Source organism: Martelella sp. UBA3392 (assembly GCF_002358775.1).
Lineage (GTDB): Bacteria > Pseudomonadota > Alphaproteobacteria > Rhizobiales > Rhizobiaceae > Martelella > Martelella mediterranea.
Genome location: NZ_DEPM01000308.1, coordinates 5,996 through 9,474, shown reverse-complemented (window position 1 = coordinate 9,474; position 3,479 = coordinate 5,996). Strand labels below are relative to the sequence as shown.

Sequence of the window (3,479 nt, the reverse complement as noted above, 5' to 3'; positions counted from 1 at the left end):
GACGGCAGACCGTCGCGCGCGGCGCTGATCACGCCCGACCGCGATCTCGCAAGGCGGGTAGCAGCCGAACTCGGGCGATTTCAGATCGAGGCCGATGATTCCGCCGGCACGCCATTGGCTGCCACCGGGCAGGGCACGCTGCTGACGCTGATGCTGGAGGCGGCGCTGAAGCCCGGTGACCCGGCAACGCTCGCCGCCCTCTTGAAACATCCGCTGGCCCGTTTCGGCTTGTCGCCCCGCGCCATGCGCGGGGCGAGCGCCGCCTTCGAGCTGATCGGGCTCAGGGGCGGCACGCGGCTGGTTCCGCTCGGTCATCTGGAGGAATTTCTCGACGATGCGCTGGAGAAGCAGAAGGACGACCGCCATCCGCCGCGCTGGCGCACGGCACTACCGAAAACCGCCGCCGACGATTCCCGGGAGCTTGCCCGCCGCATCGATGCCGCGCTTCAGCCCCTCATCGAGACCCATGTGCCACGTGGGCCGGACCGGGCGCCGATCACCGAAAGCCTGACGCTTGCCGACTGGGCGGCGCGTACCGGAAGGGCGCTGGAGGCGGTGGCGCGCGACGCGACCGATGATCTGGCGGCGCTGTGGAGCGGGGAGGCGGGCGAACGCCTTGCCGCCATGCTTTCGGAGATCATGGGCTCCTCGACCCCGATCGAGGCCGACGGGCCGCAATGGATCGAGATCGTCGCGGCGCTTTCGGCCTCCGAGGCTGTCAAGCCGCGCCAGATGGGCAATCCGCGCGTGTTCATCTTCGGCGCGGTCGAGGCGCGACTGCAGGACATGGACACGATCGTGCTTGGCGGCATGAATGAGGGCGTGTGGCCGACGCAACCGAAGAACAATCCGTTCCTGTCGCGCGGGATGAAGGCCGAGATTGGGTTGGAGCCGCCGGAAAAGCGCGTCGGTCAGCTCGCCCATGATCTCTGGATGGCGGCAGGCGCGCCGCGTCTGGTGATTTCGCGCGCGCTTAGGCAGGGCACCGCGCCGACGGTCGCCAGCCGCTGGCTGCAGCGCTTGCTGGCCTTTGGCGGTCCCGGCCTTGCGGCTGATCTGCAACGCCGCGGCGCGGTCTATCGCGACTGGGCCGAGGCGCTGGATGCGGCACCACGCCAGCCGATCCCCGGCCGTCCCGCGCCCTATCCGCCGGTGGAGCGCCAGCCGGAGCGCTATTCCTTCTCCGAGATCGGCCGGCTGCGGCGCGACCCCTATGCGGTCTATGCCCAGAAGGTGCTGAAACTCGATCCGCTCCTGCCGTTCAACGCCGATCCGGGCGTCAAGGAACGCGGCATTCTCTACCACGCTCTGGCCGAGCGCTTCATCAAATCGGGCGCCCAGCCGGACAGCGAAGAGGGCCGGGCGGTGATGGACGAGATCATCGCGGCGCTGCTGTTCGAAGCCGAACTCGCGCCGCATCTCGCGGTAAGCTGGGTGCCGCGCCTGCGCTCGGTCGCCGACGAATTCCTGGCCTTCGAGACCCGTCGGCGGGCGCTGGTCCCGATCGAGCAATCGCTGACCGAGGTTCCGGCCGGCTTCGACATTCCGCTGGCGGGCGTCCGGCTCACCGGCATTGCCGACCGGATCGACATGCTCGCCGGCGGCGGTGCCGAGATCATCGACTACAAGACCGGCTCCTCGCCATCGCTGAAACAGGCCCGCACCCTGCTCGACCCGCAATTGCCGCTGGAGGCGGCGGCCCTTGCGGCGGGCGGCTTCAAGGAGGTTGCGCCGGTGGAAGTGACAAGCCTCAAATATGTGCGGCTGCGTCCCGGCCATCGTTTCATTGGCGAGGCGCTGGAAAAGGCGGAGACAGCCAAGGAGGCGGCGATTACTGCGGAGGAACTCGCAGCCGATGCGCTGCGGGAATTCACCCGTTTCGTCGTGGCGCTGAAATCCGGCGAGCGGCCGTTCGCCTCGCGGCTGGTGCCGGCCAGCGCGCGCGATTTTTCCGGCGAGTATGATCATCTGGCCCGGGTTGCCGAATGGTCGACGGCCGATGACGGGGAGGGCGGCGATGACGATTGAGAGCGAAACCGCGCCCGGCCTTCAACCTGGACATGATGCCGATGCCGAAACCTGGCTGTCCTGGACCACCGGACGCCAGCGGCTCGCCTCCGATCCGGCCCGTTCCGTCTGGGTCTCGGCCAATGCCGGCTCGGGCAAGACCCATGTGCTGACCCAGCGCGTGGTCCGGCTGCTGCTGGCCGGCGCCAGACCCTCGGCGATCCTCTGCCTCACCTATACGAAGGCGGCGGCGTCCGAAATGTCGAACCGGGTGTTCCGCAGGCTTGCCGAATGGGCGGTGCTGCCGGAAGCAGCCCTTGCCGACGAGATCACTGAGATCGAGGGTGCGCGGCCCGATGCGCTGAAGATCGCGATGGCGCGGCGCTTGTTCGCCCATGCGCTGGAAACGCCGGGCGGGCTGAAGATCCAGACCATCCACGCCTTCTGCGAAAGCCTGCTGCACCGGTTTCCGCTGGAGGCCAATGTCGCCGGCCATTTCTCGGTGCTGGACGATACCGCCGCCGCCACGCTTCTGGCCGACGCCCGCCTCGGCCTGCTGACGGCGACGGCGAGCCGAGAGGACCCGGACCTGTCGCGGGCGTTCCAGACCGTGCTGGATATCGCCGATGACAGCGGGCTTGAAAAGCTGCTCGGCGAAATCGTGCGCAACCGCCATGCGATCCGGCCATTCCTGGAGGGTGCACGCGGGCGGCTCGAAGAGGCATTGTGGGAGGCCTACGGGTTTGACGCCGACGCCTCGGCGGAGACGCTGGCCGGAAAGGCATGGCCACTGCCGGGCCTTGGCGAGGACAGTTTCTCGTCGCTGATCGCGATCGCGCGGGCCGATGGCGGCAGTCGCGCCGGGCAGTTTGCCGAAACGCTGGCCGCAGCCTTTGGCGCGGATGACACGGTTACTCGCTTCGGTCTTCTCGAAGAGGCGTTTCTGACCAAGGCCGGCGTGCCGAAGGCGGAGCGCACGCTGGTGTTCAAGAGCCTGCGCGACAAAGCGCCTGAGATTGCCGAGGCGGTAATGGCCGCCGCCGGGCACGTCTTCGAGATCCGCGACGGGCTCGCCCGCTACCGGATCTTTGAAAAGACGCTGGCCGCGCTGACGCTCGCCGACCGGCTGGACCGGCGTTACGAGGAGCTGAAGCGCCGGCGCGGCAAGCTCGACTTCGAGGATCTGATCGCCCATGCCGCGAGCCTTCTCACGCGACCCGATTCCGGCCAGTGGATCCACTACAAGCTCGACCAGGGCATCGATCACATTCTGGTCGACGAGGCGCAGGACACCGCGCCGCTGCAATGGGATGTGGTGAGGGCGCTGAGCGAGGATTTCTTCTCCGGCGAAGGCGCGCGGCCGGGACACCGCACCATGTTTGCCGTCGGCGACGAGAAGCAGTCGATCTATTCGTTCCAGGGCGCGCGGCCCGAGCGCTTTTCCGCCGAGGGCCGCCTCGCCGAGCGGCGGG

General features: G+C 68.3%; 2 protein-coding genes. Both read left to right on the top strand.

Annotated elements, in window-relative coordinates:
* A partial coding sequence (gene addB, locus B4E36_RS23985) for a double-strand break repair protein AddB (RefSeq protein WP_345900917.1) occupies positions 1 to 2,028 on the top strand: 2,028 nt, incomplete at its 5' end.
* Positions 2,018 to 3,479 (top strand): UvrD-helicase domain-containing protein (locus tag B4E36_RS23980; RefSeq protein ID WP_345900916.1); only part of this gene is annotated, 1,462 nt, incomplete at its 3' end. The genes addB and B4E36_RS23980, both read left to right, overlap by 11 nt.